15 protein-coding genes are annotated in these 19,106 nt (G+C 57.5%); 2 read left to right on the top strand and 13 right to left on the bottom strand.

Features of this window, described 5'->3' with window-relative positions:
• Window positions 1-3: 3 nt before the first annotated feature.
• From R0J87_RS04790 to R0J87_RS04760, 7 genes are read right to left on the bottom strand one after another with little or no spacing between them, the layout of a single operon-like run.
• On the bottom strand, window positions 4-546 hold the full coding sequence (locus tag R0J87_RS04790) for a chemotaxis protein CheW (protein WP_498884684.1): 543 nt from the start codon (window positions 544-546) through the stop codon (window positions 4-6).
• Window positions 518-2,206 carry a GGDEF domain-containing response regulator gene (locus R0J87_RS04785; RefSeq protein ID WP_498884683.1) on the bottom strand — a complete coding sequence of 563 codons (1,689 nt, stop codon included), beginning with the start codon at window positions 2,204-2,206 and terminating at the stop codon, window positions 518-520. The genes R0J87_RS04790 and R0J87_RS04785 overlap by 29 nt, the downstream gene beginning before the upstream one ends.
• A gap of 53 nt (window positions 2,207-2,259) precedes the next feature.
• Complete coding sequence (locus tag R0J87_RS04780; protein WP_498884682.1) at window positions 2,260-2,616, bottom strand: response regulator; 357 nt, start codon at window positions 2,614-2,616, stop codon at window positions 2,260-2,262.
• A 22-nt stretch (window positions 2,617-2,638) separates the two neighbouring features.
• Window positions 2,639-4,768, bottom strand: a complete 2,130-nt coding sequence (locus tag R0J87_RS04775) for a hybrid sensor histidine kinase/response regulator (RefSeq protein ID WP_498884680.1) — start codon at window positions 4,766-4,768, stop codon at window positions 2,639-2,641.
• A complete protein-coding gene (locus tag R0J87_RS04770) occupies window positions 4,768-6,129 on the bottom strand; it encodes a CheR family methyltransferase (RefSeq protein WP_498884678.1) in 1,362 nt (453 codons plus the stop codon). The genes R0J87_RS04775 and R0J87_RS04770 overlap by 1 nt, the downstream gene beginning before the upstream one ends.
• Window positions 6,126-7,196 (bottom strand): chemotaxis-specific protein-glutamate methyltransferase CheB, encoded by a 1,071-nt coding sequence (gene cheB / locus R0J87_RS04765; RefSeq protein WP_498884676.1) that lies wholly within the window; start codon window positions 7,194-7,196, stop codon window positions 6,126-6,128. The genes R0J87_RS04770 and cheB overlap by 4 nt, the downstream gene beginning before the upstream one ends.
• Before the next feature lie 10 nt (window positions 7,197-7,206).
• Window positions 7,207-9,249, bottom strand: coding sequence for a methyl-accepting chemotaxis protein (locus R0J87_RS04760; RefSeq protein WP_498884674.1), 2,043 nt, complete (start codon window positions 9,247-9,249; stop codon window positions 7,207-7,209).
• A gap of 294 nt (window positions 9,250-9,543) precedes the next feature.
• On the opposite strand from R0J87_RS04760, the gene R0J87_RS04755 reads away from it, so the two are divergent.
• Window positions 9,544-10,500 carry a hypothetical protein gene (locus R0J87_RS04755; protein WP_498884672.1) on the top strand — a complete coding sequence of 319 codons (957 nt, stop codon included), beginning with the start codon at window positions 9,544-9,546 and terminating at the stop codon, window positions 10,498-10,500.
• 21 nt (window positions 10,501-10,521) lie between these two features.
• On the opposite strand, the gene R0J87_RS04750 is transcribed toward R0J87_RS04755, so the two are convergent.
• From R0J87_RS04750 to R0J87_RS04740, 3 genes are read right to left on the bottom strand one after another with little or no spacing between them, the layout of a single operon-like run.
• The gene (locus R0J87_RS04750) at window positions 10,522-11,688 is read right to left on the bottom strand and encodes a glutathionylspermidine synthase family protein (RefSeq protein ID WP_498884670.1); all 1,167 of its coding nucleotides are present in this window, start codon (window positions 11,686-11,688) and stop codon (window positions 10,522-10,524) included.
• Between the two features lie 20 nt (window positions 11,689-11,708).
• Window positions 11,709-12,314 carry a DUF1190 domain-containing protein gene (locus R0J87_RS04745; protein WP_498884668.1) on the bottom strand — a complete coding sequence of 202 codons (606 nt, stop codon included), beginning with the start codon at window positions 12,312-12,314 and terminating at the stop codon, window positions 11,709-11,711.
• Between the two features lie 12 nt (window positions 12,315-12,326).
• A complete protein-coding gene (locus tag R0J87_RS04740; RefSeq protein WP_498884666.1) occupies window positions 12,327-12,740 on the bottom strand; it encodes a DUF350 domain-containing protein in 414 nt (137 codons plus the stop codon).
• A 303-nt stretch (window positions 12,741-13,043) separates the two neighbouring features.
• On the opposite strand from R0J87_RS04740, the gene R0J87_RS04735 reads away from it, so the two are divergent.
• A complete protein-coding gene (locus R0J87_RS04735) occupies window positions 13,044-14,642 on the top strand; it encodes a solute:sodium symporter family transporter (RefSeq protein ID WP_285263629.1) in 1,599 nt (532 codons plus the stop codon).
• A 239-nt stretch (window positions 14,643-14,881) separates the two neighbouring features.
• On the opposite strand, the gene R0J87_RS04730 is transcribed toward R0J87_RS04735, so the two are convergent.
• The 3 genes from R0J87_RS04730 to R0J87_RS04720 are packed head-to-tail and all read right to left on the bottom strand — an operon-like array spanning window position 14,882 to window position 19,105.
• Window positions 14,882-16,405 (bottom strand): malonate--CoA ligase, encoded by a 1,524-nt coding sequence (locus tag R0J87_RS04730; protein WP_498884663.1) that lies wholly within the window; start codon window positions 16,403-16,405, stop codon window positions 14,882-14,884.
• A complete protein-coding gene (locus R0J87_RS04725) occupies window positions 16,402-17,757 on the bottom strand; it encodes a malonyl-CoA decarboxylase (RefSeq protein ID WP_498884662.1) in 1,356 nt (451 codons plus the stop codon). The genes R0J87_RS04730 and R0J87_RS04725 overlap by 4 nt, the downstream gene beginning before the upstream one ends.
• 13 nt (window positions 17,758-17,770) lie before the next feature.
• Window positions 17,771-19,105: a TRAP transporter large permease gene (locus tag R0J87_RS04720; protein ID WP_498884660.1), complete on the bottom strand. Its 1,335-nt coding sequence runs from the start codon at window positions 19,103-19,105 to the stop codon at window positions 17,771-17,773.
• Window position 19,106 lies beyond the last annotated feature (1 nt).

Genomic DNA, 19,106 nt, shown 5'->3' with positions numbered 1-19,106 from the left:
GGCTTAGCCAAGCCCCTGTTGATACGCCTGAAACAAGGCATCTGGGTCGAGTAGGGGCGTGGCGTGGCGCTCATCATCTGCTTGCCACAGCGCGCTCACGTAAGGTCTTAGGGTGCTGGAAAGCGTTTCTGGTGGGGCTTTGAAGGCGCTAATAGGCAGCTCGCAGACGTCATCAAGCCGGTCGATACGTACCGCACTGCGTAGGCTGGCACCCTTCACCATTAATAGCATACCCTCGTCCTGAGAAGCGGTTAGCCCCAGCAGCGGCTGAAGCGTGATCAGCGACTCAATTGTACCGCGCAGGTGGATGACCCCTTCGGTGGAGCTGGGTAGGCCGGGTACAAAATACACCGGCGTATCGCCTTTCAGTATTTCACTGACCGCATGGCCAGGCAGTGCAAACGACTGGCCTGACAGCTGAAAAAGCACCACCTGTTGGCTTGGCTCATCGACATCAACAATCGTGGTGTCGTCGTTGCGCTCGCTGAGCGCTTGCTCAAAGGTCGCGCCTTGAGGTTCAGAGGCGGGCCGTGGGGAATCCGTCATCGTCCTGCTCCGTGCTGGTGACTACCTGGTTGCGACCCTGGTGCTTGGCGCGATACAGCGCTTGGTCGGCGCTAAGGCGTAACGATTCGGTCGAGGGCTGGGTAGGAAAGCTGCTAATGCCTGCGCTAAAGGTGCAGCGAAAGCAGGCGCCACCGGCGTGAAAATCTACCTGGGCAAAGTCATGACGCAGCCCATCAATGAGTTCGCTGGCGCGCTCATCGGTGACCCCTTTCAAAAGCACCACGAACTCCTCACCGCCATAGCGGCCGATAATATCCGAGATACGCAGGCGGGTTTTGAGCAGTCTGGCGAGGGTAATAATGACCTGATCGCCTGCTAGATGGCCGTGGGTGTCATTGACCGATTTGAAATGGTCGATGTCGATCATCGCCATGGCATGCTGGGTATTGTCTCGATAAGCCTGCGCCAGGGCTTTGCTAATAAGGTCAGTGGTGGTGCTGTGGTTATACAGCCCGGTCATGCTGTCGCGGGTCATCAGCGAGCGCAGTAGGCGCAAGCGTTCAGCACGCAGTTTCACCGCTGACACTAGCTCCTCAGGTACCACCGGCTTGGTGATAAACGCCTCGACCCCTGCGGTCATTGCCGAGAGCTGCTTTTGGCTGTCGGTCTCACTGGAGAGGTAGATAATCGGTAGACCCACGTGTTCAGGCTGTTGGCGGATAATGTTGGCCAACTCCTCCCCTGAGCAGACCGGCATATAGACATCCACCAAAAGCAGGTCGGGGCTGAAACGTTCCAGCGCGATCAAGGCATCCGAGGGATGGTTGACCTGCTGTACGACCATGCCAGCCTGCTCTAACAACAGTGCATGATAGGCCGCGACTTCTGGCTCATCATCTACCACCAAGACGCGTAGCGGCTCATCATCCAAGGGGGTGGTGAGTTCATCCACCGCCAGCATTAAATCTAGCGGCTTAACCGGCTTAGTGAAGTAACCGTTACAGCCTGCCCGCACGGCGCTAAGACGCGAGCGAAAATCGCCGTGGGAAGATAAAACAATCGAGGGCAGCCGCGTGCCAGTGAGCTTATTTAAACTCGTCAGTGTCTCGGTGCCAGCGGTATTCCCCTGAGGAAATTGGACATCCATGATGATGGCGTCAGGGCGACGGCTGATCACCGCATTAAAGAAAGCGTCCGTCTCTTCAAAATGCACAACCTCATGACCGAAGCAGCGCAGGTGATGGAGGAGTTGGCTGACCTGATCCGCCTCGTCATCGCACAGGTAGATTAAACGCTGGCGCTTGCTGCGGGTTTTGATCGGCGTTGGGGCAAATTCGACGCTGTTGAGGGCTGCCAATGCGCGCTGTTGGCCAGGCAGGGATTGCAGCCGCTGCTGCTCTTCTGCCAGTTGAACAAACACCCGCTCAATGACGTGGGCTGAAGGCGTCGGCTCGTTGAGAGCGGTTTCGCCCTGGTCGGCAAGCAGTGCAAGGCGCTCAAAGCCTAAGGAGCGCCCGGTCCCCTTTAAGCTATGGAAAAACCGATGTAGCTCTGGCGCCAGCCGCGCGGCTGCCTCTGCCGAGGTACGGCTCTGTTGCCACTGATCGGTAACAAGCTGCAAACGAGCAGGTAGCTGTTCAATGAACCGTTGGCGCAATTGATTGAGTTTATCGTGCAGCGAAGGAGCAGAGGGTGACATCAGGCTACCTGTGCGGATGGGCAAGCAGTGCGTGGGCATATAAGCGCATAAAGCTACTCACCGACCGCTTGGGCAACAGCGTGCTCGAGAGAAGTGTCCAGCGCTGCGTCTTTTTGCAAGCAGGCGCTGAGCCCAGGCGTCTGGCGCAGTGATTCATCAGGCGTATCGCCTGTTAGTAAAATAAATGGCAGCGTTACGTCCTGCTCGCGAAGCATGCTAAGCAGCTCAATGCCGTTAATTAACGGCATATGCATGTCACTGACAATCAGCGCAATATTGTCATGGGCGTCCAACTGGCTGGTGGCTTCCATGGCATCGGTGGCGAGCAGAACCTCGTGGCCCTGAAACTCCAGCAATGCGCCGATCATTTCCCCGGCTAGTGGGTCGTCGTCTACGACCAATATTCGCATGGTAATCCTCTCATCGGGAGACTTAGCCCAGCAGGGCTTTTAGCGTCTCCACTAAGTTGTTTTGGTCAAAGCTGCCCTTCACGATATAGGCATCGGCACCGACTTCCATGCCGCGCTGGCGGTCAGCTTCTTTTTCACGCGAGGTGATGATAATAATCGGCTTATGACGATAAAGGTCATTTTCGCGCAGTCTCGCGGTCAGCGCAAAGCCATCCATCACGGGCATTTCAACGTCGGTGAGCACGGCGTCGAAGGTTTCTGCGAGCGCTTTGTTCAAGCCATCGCGGCCATTCTCCGCTAGCGTCACCTGATATCCCCAGGCTTCCAGCACGTCTTTTTCGATCTCTCGGGTGTTGAGGGAGTCATCCACAACCAGCACGCGGTGCGGCTTATCAGTAGGCTCAGCGCTACTCCTCACAGGGTGGGCATGGCGCTTGGCGCGCTCTAGCAGCGCTGGCACATGCAGCAAGCTGACTAGCGCATTGCGCCCCTGGGAGATCATACCGGACACCAGCGGTAAATAACGCAGATGTTCTGGCAGTGGCTTAATCACCATATCTCGCTCATCGACTAGCGTATCCACAATCAGCGCCAGTTTTTGTTGGCGCTGATGCACCACCAGCAGCAACACCGGACTAGGCAGCGTTGCCGCAACGGGCAGGCCTAGTAGCTCCGCGAGCGGCACTACCGGGACGAACTCATTGCGCAAAATCAGCGCGGGCTGGCCCGCCGCGTCGATGAACTGCTCCGGCGCATACTCGACCAGCTCGGCGACATGGGGCGCGGTAACGCCCAGCGTCACATGTCCGGCTTTTACGAGAAGCACCCGCATCATGGCCAGTGAGAGCGGGAGTCTCAGCGTAAAGCGCGTGCCCTTACCGGGTTCGCTGGCGAGCTGTAGGTCGCCGCTCAGCTCGTCCATCATCGTGCGTTTCACCACATCCATGCCCACGCCGCGCCCAGAAAAGTCGGTAATCATGGCCTTGGTAGAAAAGCCGGGCAAAAAGATCAGCTCAAGCGTCTCTTGGTCGCTAAGAGCTGTGAGCTGCTCTTCGGAGAGCAGCTGTTTGGCCAGCGCTTTTTGACGAATCGCCTCCAGGTGAATACCCGCCCCATCGTCGCGCATTTCTACGATGACCCAGTTGCCATCTTGCCACGCCTCTATGGTCAATTGGCCTCTGGGCGGTTTGCCTGCGGCTTGCCGCTCCGCCGGTGTTTCCAGGCCGTGGTCCAGCGCATTGCGCAATAGATGAATCAACGGGTCAGAGAGTCGGTCGATCAGCTGGCGATCTAGCTCAATTTCGCTGCCTCGTACTCGGCAGTCCACGCGCTTACCCAGCGATTGGGCCAGCTCCCGCGCCATTTGAGCGAGCGGGTCGAACACAACGCCGAGCGGCAGCATACGCATTTGCAGCGCGCGTTCATGCAAGTCGCTCATCAGCGCGTCATGGCCGAGAACGCTGTCCTTTAGCTCACGGTTAAAGGCATGCAAGGCGCCTCGATGCTCCTCGGGGAGCGCTTTTTCCAACCCTTGGGCCTGCTCCACCAGGGTGTGTAGGTGATGATGCCCTGACAGCACTTCCCCCATCAGGCGAATCACATCGTCTAAGCGGTCCATACGGACACGCACGGTATCGCTCAATGTCAGCGTGGAGCTGGCTGCTTTAGCGGCCGGTGCGTCGTCACGCTCAATGGGAGGCTCTGATATTGGCGTCGTTGGCGGCGGAGTTGGCTTAGAGAAGGTATCGTCGGCACGTTCACCGCTGGCAGCCGCTTCCAGCGCTTGGCAAAGGGCCGGGTCGGCATCAGGCAGCGCATCTGGTGTTGCCCCTTGGGCCAACTGACTGACTAGGTCTGCCAGGGCGTCGATGGCTTCATAGAGCAGGCCGATACTGCCAGGGGTTGGCGTTTGGCTTCCATCACGAAAAGCGCTGAGCAGTTCTTCTGTGCTATGAGCGACGGCCGTTATCGGAGCAAGCTTCAGCATGCGAGAAGAGCCTTTGAGCGTATGCGCTGAACGGAACAGCTCATTAATATGCTCTTTGTCGGCTTCACCCTGCTCCAGCGCGCTGACACCTGCGCGCAGGCGGGGGAGATGATCCGCGGCCTCTTCCACAAACCGCTGAATAAAACGACGAATATCCAGTGCCATTAGCCCACTCCCTGTGTGGCGGTTTGCTCAGCGGCGTAGCGTTTTGCCAAAAAACAGGCATCGCCAGGTGGTAGCGGTGGCAAAATGGCCTTAAGCCCGCCGCTTGAGGTGGGTGATGCTTCTAGCAGCCGCACCACGGCGGCGTAGCCACGCTGTCGTTGGGTGGGGTTATCGGGCAGTTCCCCTTGCCGCAGTAGCTCCGCTTGGTAAAAGTGCGCAGGCCAGCACTCCGGGGCGACGTAGAGTGCGCGCTTAAAGCAGTCAAACGCCTGCTGAGGCTGCTGTTGCCAGCGTGCCACCAACCCCGCTAGTAGCAGCGCATCAACGCTCCATGGGTCGTCGGCAAGCAGCGGCTCTAACAGCGCTTTTGCCTCGCTAAAACGGTTCTGGTTAAGCTGCTCTAGTGCCTGTTGAAGCAGCGCTGTTGGCTCGCTTTGGGCGGAAGAGGGGGGGGCTTCCGGTTGAGCAGCTGGCAACGGCATGGCGAGAGGAGGAGCCAACGGAGCCTCAGGCGGTTCAACATCGTGCGCAGCGAGCGTTGCTGTTATATCTGGCAACGCTGTGTTGTCGGCTTGAAAGTAGAAAATACCGTGGTCATCCACTAACGACAGCACGCCTAAGTCGTTGCCAAGCGTTTCTGTCACACCGCATAGCAAAATGCCCTTGGGGGCCAGCAGCTGTTTGAGTTGGCGCTGTATCTGGCGGCGAGTTGCTTCGTCAAAATAGATAGAGACATTGCGAAACAGGATCACATCAAATGGCCCGCCAATCGGCTCTGCGCTGGGGGCGAGCAGGTTCAGCGAGCGAAAAGAGACCCACTGACGTAGTGAGTCAACCAGTTGAAAGCTGCGCTCCTTTGGCGTGAAGTAGCGCGTTTTAAGCGCTGGGTGTAACGCGCGAAACGCCATGCCGCTATAGAGACCTGCCTGGGCTTTATTCAGCACCTGCTGGTCCACATCACCCCCGGTAATATGGAAAAGCGTCTGGGCGCGGTCGCCGTAGCGCTCTAGCAGTGCCATGGCAACGCTGTAGGGCTCCTCTCCCGAGGAGCATCCTGCGCTGAGCAGGCGTAGCGGCCCGCCTTTATCCGCTAGGCGACGGGGCAAATGCGTCTCTGCTAGCCAATGAATAGCCTCTGGCTCACGGAAAAAATACGTCTCATTGACCGTGAGCTGGCTGATAAAGCGGTCAAACAAAGCGTTATCGTGCGCTAAGTGCGCCAAGAGAGTGTCGCTGTCTTGGGTGCCTATCTCGGTTTGTAAGGCGTCGACCGCGCGTATCAGGCGTGCTTCTGCAAGCCCTTCAAGGTGCAGCCCACAGTGCTGGTGAACCCACTGTTTAAAGGGAGCAAGTGAACTCATTGAGGCTCCTGCCAAGGGGAGGGCGTAAACCGCACTTCACGCAGCAAGCGAGCGGGCAAGTCATCTAGCCCCATCACCTGCTGCACCACGCCTGCGTTCACTGCTTCTTGATTCATGCCGTAGATCACAGAGCTGGCTTCATCTTGTGCCAAGGTGGCGCCACCGGCGAGCTGAATGGCACGCAGCCCGCTCACGCCGTCGCGCCCCATGCCGGTTAAAATGACGCCGATGCTGTCAGTGCCGTACACGCTCGCCACGCTGTGTAGCATGGTGTCACAGCTAGGGTGATAGAGCGCATCGGACGGGCTTGGGGTCAGCAAAAAACGGTGTTGGGCAGTGATCTTCATTTGGCTCTCTGGAGGAACCAAATATATATGCCCAGGCATCAACCGTTCGCCACTCTGGGCCACGCTGACAGGCAGCGCACACAGCGAGCCCAGCCATGTGGCCATGCCATCAATAAACCCTGGGCTAATGTGTTGCGCAATGATCACCGGGGCAGGGAAACCTTTCGGCAGCTTGCTCAGTAGTCGCGCTAGTGCCTGTGGGCCACCGGTGGAGCAGGCAATGGCGACTATCTGCTGAAAGCCCCGAGACATCGCCGTTGGGCAGGGTGATGTGATGGGCAGCCTAACCGGTGCCGGGGTTAGGGCTGCCGATGTGCGTCGACGTAGCCGGGTAATCACTGACACCCCTGACAGCAGCCGGATACGCGCTAATAACCGCTCCGCATCCTCCTCTTCTAGGCCCGGCTTGGGCAGCACTTCCAGAGCACCCACTTCTAACGCTTGATACGCGGTTTGAGCGTCCGAACGGTCACTAACGACGACGATGGGGACCCCTTTGGTGTACATGATCTCTTCAATCGCGCTGAGCCCGTCCATCACCGGCATGGTTAAATCCATGGTGATGAGCTGTGGGCTCAGCCGTTTGGCCATCTCAACGGCTTCCTGGCCGTTGGTGGCTTCGCCGACAATCTCGATGTCGCCATCACGGGTAAGTATCTCGCGTAACACCTCCCGTGCTAGCTGGCTGTCATCCGCCACCACTACCCGAATTACACTCATTGAAGCGTCCTCAAGAGGAGCGTTGCTTTTCATAATGGGGAGCAGCGTCGTGCTGTTGATCGAGCGTAAACTCCTGAACGAGCGCATTCAGTTCGGCGGACATCTGCACCATGTCCTGGCTGATCTCGGTGATGCTGCGGACAGAGTGAGCGTTTCGCGCACTGGCCGTATCAATATCCCTCAGCGCGATCACGACCTGGTTGCTGGCGGTTTTTTGCTGCTGTGTGGAGAGTGAAATTTGCTGAGCAGCGCTGCTGGTCTGGCTAGCGGCTTTTAAAACGGCTTCCAGGTCTTGGTTAGTGCTAATGCTTGCCTCAACGCCTTGCTCAATAGAGGTAGCCCCTTTTTCGGAGGCCACCACCAAGCGATTAATCGCCTGCTGGATATCGTCGGTGTGTCCTTCGATCTCTTGAGTGGAGTCGGTCACACTGTCGGCCAAGCGGCGTATCTCATTGGCGACCACGGAGAAGCGTCGACCGGACTCCCCGGCGCTGGATGCTTCCAGGGCGGCATTGAAGGCGATCAGCTTGGTTTGGGCGGCCAGGGTGTTGATCAGCTCCATCACTTTGCTGATCTGCTTGGACTTCGCCCCCAGGGTCATAATTTCAGCAAGACTCTGCTCGCTGTCGCTGCGAATATCCTGCATTTTGGTCTGCAGTAGCTGCATGGCAGTGCTGCCTTTGCGACTACGTTCTAGGGTTTGGTTCGCCACATCCACCACCGACTGTGAATGGTCGGCAATTTGCGTCGATGACGTGGAGAGCTCCTCCATCGTGGAGGTGATTTCCGCCACAGAAGAAGCCATTTCTTCTACTGAGGCCGCCATGGTTTGGTTGGCCTCATGACGAATATCGCCACCCTGTATACCCGACAGGCCCGCTGTTTGGGCTAATCGGTCGGCGACCTGATTCAGCGCCAGCGCGTTGGTAGAGACGGCCGCAATAGCGCGAGAAAGTCGTTCAAGCAGCTGATTGGTTTGGTCGGCAAGGTCACCCAGCTCAGCACGGTCATCGGTTTCCACGCGGCGAGAAAGGTCCAAGCTGTGGGTGATCTCTTTCAACTGGCGCTGGAAGCGCGTGAGAGGTCGAATCAAACTGCCGGTTAACGGATAGAGCAAAACCAGCCCAGCGATCAAAATTAGCAAGCCCAGCTCAATGGAAGTAATGAAGCGGTCGCGAATACTGGTGGTGTACTCCTCTTTAGAGACTTCCACCATGAGAAAGCGCTGTAGCTCAGGTAGCCAGCGCGTGGTGACGAAGTAGTGTTGACCGTCGCGTTCTATTTCTCGCACGCGAAGTTCGCTATCGGTACGCAGTAACGTGGAGGATTCCTGGGTTCGTAACGCTGAAATACTCGTCTCATCACTGGTAATTAAGAACTCCCCCTCGGCGCTCAAAATGGACGCACGGCCTGTCTCGCCAAGGCGATAATCGGTAATTAACTGGGCCATGCGCGACAGGTTAAGCCCAGCACCCGCGACCACGATCGGCAGGTCATTCGCTACGGTTTCACGGCCCCGGAAGTTAACAAACACAAACGCCTCTTCAGGCGAAAAGTTGTCGCTATCTAAGTTCAGGTTGTGTTCGGCGCCGCTATTTAGGAACTCGTAGTACCAGTCGTCGTCTCCGCCTGACCGCTGAAGAGGGCGCTGTAAAAATTCGCCGTCACGGTATTGGAAATAAACGCTGCGCCCTGGGGACTGCGCCGCGATAAATAAGAGTTCGGTGTCTAGTTGGTTCATGTGGCGCTCTAGGTAGCGCGCTATATCCGGCTGCTGCGCTTCAGGTAGGCCATTTTGTACCCACTGCTCAATAAAATAACTGTTAGCTAGACTTTCGGACACTGCCAGGGCGGGGCTTAAGCGCAGGTTAATACGGTTAGCTAAGCCTTCTACTTGGGCAGGAAGCTCAACGTTCAGCAGGTTATCCAGACGTGCTTGGCTGTTCGTTCGTGCTTGTAAATAGAGTGCCAGCAGCATGGCCAGGGCCAGTACCGTGCCGAACGAAATAAACAGTCGTAGCCGTAATGGCAGGGTTTTCCAGCGCGCTGTCATTATCGCTATTGCTCCAAGTGAGACAAAAACTCTAAAAAAGGGAGAGATCTACTACGCTTTTACTAGCGTGCTTTTACCAGCGTATGAGGTCATTGCCAGTTCAGGCATGATAGCAATGATTGCAGCGGCTTTTGGTAGGAGTGTCCACTATTTGCATTAACGCTGTTCTGGCGCTGCGGGTTTATTTATACAAAGGTTGTTCGTAATTTTTGATATAAGTTAATATTTTGACAAAAGTGATACATGCACGTAGCCTGTTAACTAAATGGAACGATGATTTGCTAAGGAAGCATCATGTTGTCACTGAATTCACCCACACTTCTCACCGTGTTGCGAGGCATTGCGTCCCGCTACAGCAGCACGCAGAGCGATATGCTTCCTGCCGCCGGCACTCCTGAGCGGAAGGGGCTAGTGCATGCGGTTAAGCATTTCTTTGCATTAACCGATGTGTCTGCGCTGTCCGATGCTTCCATTACGTTAGAAGAGTGGGCAGATGCGTTAAGTGAGTGCGGTAACATCACACATCTACATCTTTTTGAGAGTGCTGGTGGCGGTGCTTTTAGCCACCAGCTACAGCGTCAGCACCGCTACAGCGCAGCGTCGCTTAGTCAGGAAGCCGAGGCGCTAAAAACGCTGTTGGTAGGTGATGCCCCCAGCCGCACACTCGTCAGTTGGCTATCGGCGCAAACCGCCACAGGCTTTATGCTGGGTGCTTTACTGCCGCAGTTAGCACACTGGCATTCCCGCTCCCTGTTTGATCACGCTAATGCCCTGTGGGAACTCAACGCGGGCGATATCATGGTCACCAGCGAAGACCGCTGGCGTCAGCTTGCTCAGCGGCTTCCTTCGTTGCCAATGAATATGACCGCCGTAGCAACGTCGCCGTTAGATAAGCAGACTTATCGGGCGCTGCTGACGAAAGGCGTTGCTCATATTATCGAGCTGCACTGTCAGCCCGGTTTAGGCATTTTAGCTGCGCGCCGCTCTCAGCAAGCGCCGTTTGAACTGCTCTCGCACTGGCATCCCACCGAAAGCGACGACTATCTGCTAAAACTGTCTAAAGGTGCGATTCCTGAAGAAGTGCAGCTTGCTGAGCCGCTGCGCTGGGTGGGCGCACGCCACTTCCAACTCAGCGATGTGTCTGCTTCGGTTGAAAAGCGTACCCTGGCTATCGAGAGCCACCTGCTCAGCACATCGCCGACATGGCGCGTGCCCTTCAGCGCGAATCGCCCCGGTGCCAGCGCCGCTTAATATGCCGGTGTCTGCGGGCTGTTAAACAATGGCGTGGGGAATAAAGCACGATGTATCTTTAGTGATACGCCCCACGTCCTCTCGAATGCCCATGCCACAGGCGCGATCGCCCACTACCCAGCTACCAATCAGCGCGTGTTTGTCGCCAAAGCGCGGCAGCGGGTGGTACGCCTGGCGTATCCACCGGTTATCAGTGTAAGGCCCGTCCACGCTCTCTTGCTGGCCGCTGGGCGTTATCAAACTGATATTGCTCCCTTCCCGTGAGAAAAACGGCTTGCGGACCCAGCCTGCTTCCAGCGGCGAGTGACTATCTTTTTCAAAATACGCCGGTAGCAGATTCGGGTGTCCTTCAAACTTTTCCCACAGCAGCGGCAGAATCCCTTTATTGGAGAGCACGGCTTTCCAGGGCGGTTCGAACCAGTGAGTGTTGAGCTGCGTGACCGCCTCGCCAAACGCTTCTACCGCCATCTCTTCCCATGGGTAGAGCTTGAACAGCGCGGTAATCGGCTGGTCATCCAAATCGACAAAGTGCTCGACTCCCTGCGCAACGCCAATGTCTTCGATGTAAATAAACGGCGCCTGTAAGCCTGCCTGCAGGGCGATATCCTGCAAGTAGCTGACGGTGGCGCGCTCCTCGTCGCTGCCTTTTACACAGGAGAAGTAGAGGGTGCGGTTTTCCAAGCGGTCGCCCAGATGCGCCATGGCATTGAGCAGGCGTTCTTGAATCGAGTTGTACTGGTCGGCATGGCGGGGCAGGATGCCTTGCTCAATGGCCTGCTCTAGCCACACCCATTGGAAAAAGCCCGCTTCATAGAGCGAGGTGGGCGTGTCGTAATTGAGCTCTAAAAGCTTCGCGGGGCCATTGCCTGAATAGGCAAAGTCCATTCGCCCATAGAGCGGCGGCTGCCCGGTTCGCCAGGAGTGGTGGATGATGTCCCACATATGCTCGGGGATTGCGAGGCGCTGCATTAAGGCATTGGAGTGGCAGACCTTATCGACCAGCGCCATACACATCTCGTGCAGCGCTTCGGTGGGCGCTTCGATCTCTTGCTCCACCTGCTCCAGGGTGAACTGGTAGTAAGCGTTCTCTTTCCAGTAAGGTTCGCCATCAATGGTATGGAAATGAAACCCTAGCTCTTTGGCCAGGGTTTTCCATTGCGGGCGTTCAGGAACGTTGATTCGCAGCATAGCGGCTCCGCAACGAGTGGCTAGGATCCCCAGGAGGCAGAGCGTGTACCCAGGCCGCGCCGAGTGACCGCTTGGCGGCTTTGCACCACGGAGCTGCGCATGGCGTCATTACGCTGATTAACGCGCTGGGTCGCTTGGCTGGTGGCGGTGTTCCAGTTGCCCTGGTTTTGGCGGTTGCGATAGACCGGCTCTTGGTACACCCGTTCAAAGGAGCGCCCTCGGCTGGTATTCGCCAGCATATTGCCGACCATATAGCCCATCATGGCGGGCATAAACCAACCACCGCCGCCGCCCGAGGCCTGGGCCTGCTCATCGGTGGGTGCCGCACAGGCGCCTTCGCCGTGTTCGGCTTCACAGGCTTCCAAGGTATCGAAGCGCGGCACGGACTCCAGAGAGGCGTCGTAGGCGTCTTCGCAGGCGCTGCGGGTGTACACGTTGGCCGCCACGCAATCCTCAACGCTTTGAAAGCTTTGCGGCTCATCAAAGCGAACATCGGTTAAGTGCTCATCTTCGGCTGGCTGGGTGCAGGCGGTCAAACCGAAGGCGCTCGCTCCCATCATCGCCAAAGAGAGGCGCGCGCTGCGCTTACGGCGGGGCAGGTGGGTAGGTTGGGTCTGCTTTTCCATGAGAGCGCTCCGTTACCAGGTCATTGAAGCCGCGTTGATCAAGCCCACGGTAATCGAGATGCTGCCCACCAGCGTGCCGTAAGCCTGGTGGCCTTCGGTGATGTGCTGAGACAAACTCTCTCCCTGACGGCGCAGGAACAGTTTCAAGCCAAAGAACGTGGCGATCTGCACTCCGAAGGCCACCACGCCCCACAGAATGAAGTCGATATAGCTAATAGAGTTGGCCATGGCGCTGTAGAGCGGCAATGTGAAACCCAGGATAGAGCCGCCGTAGGCTGTGGCGGCTGCCGCATTGCCTGCTCGAATCAACGCCCACTCGTGGTGCGGGGTCAGGCGGCTATAGCAGTACATAAAGGCCACCAGCAGCGCGAGCGCGCCCAGCAGGTAGGCAAAGAAAGACGGTAATCCCTGTAAATAGTGCAGCATGGCGATGGGCATCCTTGTAGTTAATGACGTGTGGTCAATAAGCAGTCGACATTGTGGCATAGCTTAGCGGAGTAGCGAGAATCGCAGGCTGTGTTTCTTTAAGTTGTTTTTCTGGTAGTTAAAAAACGTCTTTTTAATATTTTTATGCGACTAAAGACTAATAGATGAAACGTGTCACCTGCTTAGAATCCCGCGATGCTTGGTATTTTTACCTAAACTCACCGTGTCGTATCGCTTGATACCGCTCTTCGTGCCCCTGTTGGGCACCGCTTCAGACGCGACCGCATCGAAGGATCCTCCCCCATGCATGCCCTAACCCTGGCATCGTTTCTGTTCTTTACGGGCCTGGTGGCCTTTGTCACATGGCGCATCACGCGGCGTGATGACCACCGCAGTACCAGCGGCTATTTCTTGGCAGGCCGCACGCTGACTTTCCCGCTGATCGCGGCTTCCATGCTGATGACCAACCTCTCCACCGAGCAGATGGTGGGGCTGAACGGGTCCGCTTTTACTGATGGTTTAAGCGTCATGGCCTGGGAAGTGATCGCCGTGATTGCGCTGGTGGCGCTGGCGCTATTCTTCCTGCCGCGCTTTTTGAAAAGCGGCATTGCCACGCTGCCGCAGCTGCTGGCGATTCGTTTTGATACAGGCACGCAGCTGATTGCCAACGTTATCTTCCTGATTGCTTACGCGGTGGTGCTGCTGCCGATCATCCTTTACTCCGGGGCCATCGGCCTTCAGGGCATGCTGGACTTACAGGGCCTGACCGGCATTGAATCCAACACTGCGCTGCTCTGGGCGACGGTATGGGCGGTGGGCCTGATTGGTGCGGTCTACGCGCTGTTTGGCGGCCTGCGCACCGTAGCGGTATCGGACACCCTTAACGGGGTAGGCCTGCTGATCGGCGGCTTCGTGATCGTTTACTTCGGCCTACAGGCGGTGAGCGGCGGCACCGGCGTGATGGAAGGCTGGAATATCCTAAAAGAGAGCGACCCCAGCAAATTCAACTCCATGGGCGGCCCGGAACAGCAGGTACCATTCTCAACCATCTTTACCGGCGTGCTGCTGCTTCACCTCTTCTACTGGACCACCAACCAGCAAATCATTCAGCGCACCTTTGCCGCCAAGAACCTGGCCGAAGGCCAGAAGGGCGTCCTGCTCACAGGTTTTCTAAAGCTATTGGGGCCGCTGTATCTGGTGCTGCCCGGCATCATCGCCTACCACCTGTATGCCGACCAGGGTATTCGCGCGGACGAGGCATATGGCCACCTGGTATTCAACGTGCTGCCGCCCTACCTGACCGGCTTCTTTGCGGCGGTGATGGTCGGGGCGATTCTCTCCTCGTTTAACTCCGCGCTGAACAGCACCACGACGATCTTCAGCCTGGGGATCTACAAGGGCGTGCTGAAAAAGGACGCCACGGAAGAGCAGGTGGTGAAATCCGGCAAGGTGTTTGGCTGGATCATGGCGATTACCACCATGATTATTGCGCCGCTGCTGGCGGGCCAGGACAGCCTGTTCGGCTACCTGCAGAAGATGAACGCGATCTACTTCATCCCGATTCTTGCCGTGGTGCTGGTGGGCCTGCTGACAAAACGCGTGCCGCCCATGGCCGCGAAAGTAGCGCTGGTCGGCGGCTGTTTGCTGATTGCGGCGGGCTACTTCGTGCCGCCATTCAACAAGCTGCCCATGGTGATGCACGAGTTCCACTTCGTCGCTGCTGTGTTCGTGCTGCTGGTGGCGGTCATGCTGGTGATCGGTAAGCTGCGCCCCCGCGCTACGGACTGGGTGCAGGAAGACTCCGGCGATGTCGACCTCACCCCGTGGAAAGGCGCGGTGCCTACCGGTATCGTGCTGGTGGTGTTGGTGGTGATCATGTACGCCTCCTTTGCAGGCGGCTAGGCTCTGTCTGAAAACTTGCTACGCTCGATCATACGGCGTTAAAAATCGGCTCAAAGTACTCATTTACAACATGTAAACTCCGTCTTTTCGCCGACTTTTGCCTTGTCTGGTCTTCGCTCGCCGACTTTTCCGGCAGAGCCTAATCACGCCAGCGTTTAAAAGCAGCATTTGAGAAAAAACAGCCACGCCCCGCTTTGCGGGGCGTGGCTGTTTTTGGTGGGGTGTTTTTAACGAATCGGCTAAGCGGCGTGGTAGGTGGTGTCGAAGCGTTTGCGCAGCTCGTTCTTTTGCACTTTGCCCATGGTGTTGCGCGGCAGTGAGTCGACAAAAAAGACCCGCTTCGGCTGCTTGTATTTAGCCAGCCGCCGCGCTAAATGATTCAGAATGGCGGCTTCATCCACCTGCTCCCCTGGCTGGGGCACCACCACGGCGGTGACGCCTTCGCCGAAGTCTGGGTGGGGCAGGCCAATCACGGCAGATTCCGCCACCTGCGGCAGCTCATCGATCACCTGCTCCACCTCTTTGGGGTAGACGTTATACCCGCCGGAAATCACCAGATCTTTATCCCGACCGACGATATGCACGTAGCCTTGCTCATCGACCATGGCGAGATCGCCGGTAATGAAAAAACCATCTTCCAGCAGCTCTTCACGGGTCTTTTCCGGCATGCGCCAGTAACCAATGAACACGTTCGGGCCGCGAATTTGCAGCATACCAATCTCGCCCTGCGGCACTTCTTCACCGGTGTCCCGGCTGGTAATGCGCATCTCGACGCCCGGCAGCGGCATACCCACGGTGCCCGCTCGGCGTGCGCCGGTGTAGGGATTGGAGATGTTCATATTGGTTTCGGTCATGCCATAGCGCTCAAGAATGGCGTGGCCGGTTTTGGCCTCGAAGGCTTCGTGGGTTTCTGCGGTGAGCGGTGCCGAGCCCGAGACGAACAGCCGCATATGGGCGGTGACCTCGGGGGTGAGGCGCGGGTCTTGAACCAGGCGGGTATAGAACGTCGGTACGCCCATCATCACGCTGCCGTTGGGCAGCTCATCGAAAATCACATCGGCATCGAATTTAGGCAGAAAACACATGCTGGCGCCTGCCATCAGCGTGACGTTGCACGCCACGAACAGCCCGTGGGTATGAAAAATAGGCAGCGCGTGGATCAGCCGATCTTCAGCGCTAAAGTGCCAAGACGAGACCAGCGTTTCCGCGTTAGAGGCGAGGTTGCGATGGGTCAGCATCGCGCCTTTTGAGCGGCCTGTCGTGCCCGAGGTGTATAGAATCGCCGCTAAATCTCGCTCGCCCAGCGTGACGATGTCGTTTCTGGGGTCACTTTGCTGCGCTTTCTCCATCAGGCTGCCATCGGCATCGGTGCCTAAGGTTTCGACCGCCGGGCAGCCGGTATCGCTGGCAATGGCGCGGGCGGTGTCGATATCAGAAGGCCTGCACACGAACAGCGCGGGCTCGGCGTCTTTCAAAAAATAGCGGATCTCATCGCCTGTGTAGCCGGTATTGAGCGGTAAATAGACGCCGCCGATACGCAGGCAGGCAAGGTAGAGCAAAATGGCTTCCGGGCTTTTATCCACCTGCACCGCCACGCGATCACCAACGCTAACGCCTAGCGAGGTTAGCGCACCGGCCAACTGGGCACTTTCATTCAGCGCGTCTTGGTAACTGTAGTGGCGGCCCTCACGGGTGGTAATAAAGGGGGCGTTGCCACGCTCGCGCATGCGCGCGGCAAAGGTATCAAATAAGTTGTGGTTCATTTGGTGGTCTCTCCCTTGGCCAGCTTGCGGGCGCGGCGAGCCAGGTCGCGCACCTCGCTTGAACAGGCAACGGTGGCCTTTGCGGTATAGTTTTCGTGATTGCGCTCGATATCATCGAGCACGTAGAGGTAGTTCACCATCAGCCCTGCCGCTTGCTTCATCCCTTTGGCAGACACATCGCCCAGCCAGTTGATGCGATGCAGCTCGGCACCGTTGCCCAAGTGGAAGCGGGCCACCGGGTTCAGCGGCAGGCCATGGCGGCTTTTCTGATCGACCAGGTAGTGGGCAGCGAGCGGGCGAATGGCAGTTTTGAGCCGCTCTTCGCGGACTTTGTCCTGCTGCCAGTTTGGCGTCGCTAGTGCGTCCAGCGCTTCGCGAATCGTGTCGGGCCACTGGGTATTTTGCTGCTGCTCTTCCAGCCACTGGGCAAAACCGGGCACCGGCGAGAGGGTGACGAAGTGCTTGAGCTGGGGCAGCTCCTGGCTGAGTTCCTGCACCACCTGCTTGATCAAAAAGTTGCCAAATGAAATGCCGCGCAGTCCGGTTTGGCAGTTGCTGATACCGAAGAAGGCCGCGGTATCGGCATCATCGGGGTCTGCCAAGCCATCCTCAACGCCTGCCAAAATGGGTTGAATGCGGCTGGGTAGCCCTTTGTGCAGCGCGACTTCCACGAAAATGAGCGGTTCGTCGCCAATCGCGGGGTGAAAAAACGCGAAGCAGCGGCGGTCTCGGGCATCCAAGCGCCGCCGCAGGTCGTTCCAGTCCTGAATTTCATGCACCGCTTCATAGCGGATGATTTTTTCTAGAATGGAAGCAGGCGTGTTCCAGTCGATCCGCTTGAGCATCAAAAAGCCGCGGTTAAACCAGGAGCCAAACAGGTGCGCAAAATCATCATCGATGGGCGCTAAGTTAGGCTCCTCGCGCAGCAGCTGCAGCAGATCTTCACGCATTTTGACGAGGTCGTAAGTACCGTCGGTGGCGAGGTTCAAGCGCCTAAACAGCTCCTGGCGACGCGGCTCACAGGCTTCAAACAGCGCCTGCAGCGTGTGGTTGTCGCGGGCCTGTTGATAGGCCTGGTAGGCGCTATCGATCTGCTGGGGCTCAGCGGCAAAGTCGTCGGCTAGGCGCTGAAAAAACTGGCGTTTTTCCCCTTCCGACAGCCGCTGGTAAATCGCCAGTGCGCGGCTGGCCAGCGCAATGCTGGAGGCTTCGCCGTCACTGGCCAGCAGCGCTTGGCAGGCCTTGACCAACTGATTATGGTCGGGTGTCAGCGTTTCCGGGTGCTTGCGCCGTAACAGCGCGTCCCGCTGGGTGATGCTGTTAAACATCTCTTGGAGAAAGGTCATGTTCATGATGCGTCCCCCTTTAACCCATGATCAGGTTCGGTAGCCATAGCGCAATCCCCGGAAACAGGCAGAGCAGCAGAATGCCCAGCACCATACACAGCGCATAGGGCAGGCTGCCCATCAGAATATCCCGCAGCGAGATATCGGGGGCGATGCCTTTGATGATGAACAGGTTAAGCCCCACCGGCGGCGTGATCAGGCCAATTTCCAAGTTGATGGTGAGAATGACCGCGAACCAGTAGGGGTCGAAGTCCGCCGCCAAAATGATCGGCAGCAGAATCGGCGCGGTCATCACGATGACCGCCACGGGGGGCAGAAAGAACCCCGCGACCAACAAGAACAGGTTGATAATGCCCATCAGCACCCAGCGATTCACTTCTAAATCGGCAATGGCAGCGGCCACGGTTTGGGTGATGAACATCGACGAGAGCGCGTAAGCGAACACCTCGGCGGTGGCGATCACTAGCATGATCATCACGCTTTCCCGCAGCGAGTCGCGCATGATCAGCTTGATGGGGCCAAGCTGCCACATGCGGTAAATCACAATCGCCAGCGCCAAGCAGAGAAACGCCCCCACGCCTGCGGCTTCCGACGGGGTCGCCACGCCGCCGTAAAGCGCAAATAGAATACCCGCGACCACACCCAAGAAGGGCAGCACCCGCACCAGCGCCTTCATGTTGCTATCGACGTTCTGCTTGATGTTCTCCTTCAGCTTTTCAGCAGAGGCCGCCAGCGGGTTGTTGTAACCCCCGGCCATCTTGCAGGCGATCATGGTCCAGATCATAAACAGGCCCGCGAGCATAAAGCCCGGCACCACCCCGGCAATAAACAATCGTCCAATCGAGGTTTCGGTCGAGATGCCGTAGATAATCATGGTGACCGAGGGGGGAATCAAAATCCCCAGCGTGCCGCCCGCCGCGATACAGCCCGCCGCCACGCCATCCGGGTAGCCACGGGTGCGCATTTCAGGAATGCCCATTTTGCCGATGGCGGCGCAAGTGGCCGGGGAGGAACCCGAGAGCGCAGCGAAAATAGAGCAGGCACCGATATTAGAGACTGCCAGGCCGCCGGGCAGGCGGCCCATCCACAGGTCTAGCGAGCGGTAAAGATCGCGCCCGGTAGGTGAGGAGGCCACCGCCGCGCCCATCAAAATGAACATCGGGATGGCCACAAAGCCAAACTCTGCGATGCGATCAAAAAATTTTTCGCCAAAGTAGGTAAGTTCCGGCAGGCCCCGGTCGTACAGCAGCGCCAGCAGTGAAACACCGCCGAGTGCGAACGCAATCGGGGTACCAATCGCCATCAGCACGATTAAGCCAATGGCCACGATAATGCCAAGCGTAATGGGATCCATG

The sequence above is a fragment of the Halomonas sp. SIMBA_159 genome, assembly GCF_046536035.1.
Taxonomy (GTDB): domain Bacteria; phylum Pseudomonadota; class Gammaproteobacteria; order Pseudomonadales; family Halomonadaceae; genus Vreelandella; species Vreelandella venusta_A.
This window is presented reverse-complemented; position numbering and strand designations above follow the sequence as displayed.

Coding starts and splice junctions, on each gene's coding strand:
- R0J87_RS04790 (WP_498884684.1), bottom strand. CDS start 546: ATGACGGATTCCCCACGGCCCGCCTCTGAACCTCAAGGCGCGACCTTT.
- R0J87_RS04785 (WP_498884683.1), bottom strand. CDS start 2,206: ATGTCACCCTCTGCTCCTTCGCTGCACGATAAACTCAATCAATTGCGC.
- R0J87_RS04780 (WP_498884682.1), bottom strand. CDS start 2,616: ATGCGAATATTGGTCGTAGACGACGACCCACTAGCCGGGGAAATGATC.
- R0J87_RS04775 (WP_498884680.1), bottom strand. CDS start 4,768: ATGGCACTGGATATTCGTCGTTTTATTCAGCGGTTTGTGGAAGAGGCC.
- R0J87_RS04770 (WP_498884678.1), bottom strand. CDS start 6,129: ATGAGTTCACTTGCTCCCTTTAAACAGTGGGTTCACCAGCACTGTGGG.
- cheB (WP_498884676.1), bottom strand. CDS start 7,196: ATGAGTGTAATTCGGGTAGTGGTGGCGGATGACAGCCAGCTAGCACGG.
- R0J87_RS04760 (WP_498884674.1), bottom strand. CDS start 9,249: ATGACAGCGCGCTGGAAAACCCTGCCATTACGGCTACGACTGTTTATT.
- R0J87_RS04755 (WP_498884672.1), top strand. CDS start 9,544: ATGTTGTCACTGAATTCACCCACACTTCTCACCGTGTTGCGAGGCATT.
- R0J87_RS04750 (WP_498884670.1), bottom strand. CDS start 11,688: ATGCTGCGAATCAACGTTCCTGAACGCCCGCAATGGAAAACCCTGGCC.
- R0J87_RS04745 (WP_498884668.1), bottom strand. CDS start 12,314: ATGGAAAAGCAGACCCAACCTACCCACCTGCCCCGCCGTAAGCGCAGC.
- R0J87_RS04740 (WP_498884666.1), bottom strand. CDS start 12,740: ATGCTGCACTATTTACAGGGATTACCGTCTTTCTTTGCCTACCTGCTG.
- R0J87_RS04735 (WP_285263629.1), top strand. CDS start 13,044: ATGCATGCCCTAACCCTGGCATCGTTTCTGTTCTTTACGGGCCTGGTG.
- R0J87_RS04730 (WP_498884663.1), bottom strand. CDS start 16,405: ATGAACCACAACTTATTTGATACCTTTGCCGCGCGCATGCGCGAGCGT.
- R0J87_RS04725 (WP_498884662.1), bottom strand. CDS start 17,757: ATGAACATGACCTTTCTCCAAGAGATGTTTAACAGCATCACCCAGCGG.
- R0J87_RS04720 (WP_498884660.1), bottom strand. CDS start 19,105: ATGGATCCCATTACGCTTGGCATTATCGTGGCCATTGGCTTAATCGTG.